This is a genomic window from Corallococcus exercitus (genome assembly GCF_003611585.1).
GTDB lineage: Bacteria > Myxococcota > Myxococcia > Myxococcales > Myxococcaceae > Corallococcus > Corallococcus exercitus.
In genome coordinates this window covers 1-400 of the sequence record NZ_RAVW01000935.1, presented here as the reverse complement: position 1 = coordinate 400, position 400 = coordinate 1, and the positions used below count along the sequence as shown (strand labels likewise).

The following is a 400-nucleotide window of genomic DNA, read 5'->3' as shown; positions in this document are numbered from 1 at the left end:
GCATGAAATGGGTGGCGAGAATGCTCCGATCATCATGGCGCAGCTGAAAGACGTTACCGCACACGCGGCAGCGACCGTCAGCTCCTGGGGCTTCGTGATTTCGCCAGAGCAGATCCTGCAAACCGCGAAAGACATTGGTGAGCCTTCTGTCCTGAACCGTGCAGGTGGTGCGCCGACACTGGCGGTAGGTATCGCTCACGTGTTCCACAAAGTACTGCCGATGGCTGACATGGGCTTCTGGTATCACTTCGGTATTCTGTTCGAAGCCCTGTTCATCCTGACCGCGCTGGATGCGGGTACCCGTTCTGGCCGCTTTATGCTGCAAGACCTGCTGGGTAACTTCATCCCGTTCCTGAAAAAAACCGACTCTCTGGTTGCCGGTATCATTGGTACTGCGGGC

The 400-nt window shown here is 56.8% G+C and carries 1 protein-coding gene; it reads left to right on the top strand.

From position 1 onward, the window contains the following. Nucleotides 1–400, top strand: a 400-nt coding sequence (locus D7W79_RS42955) for a carbon starvation CstA family protein (RefSeq protein ID WP_276375736.1), incomplete at both ends; no start/stop codon positions are given.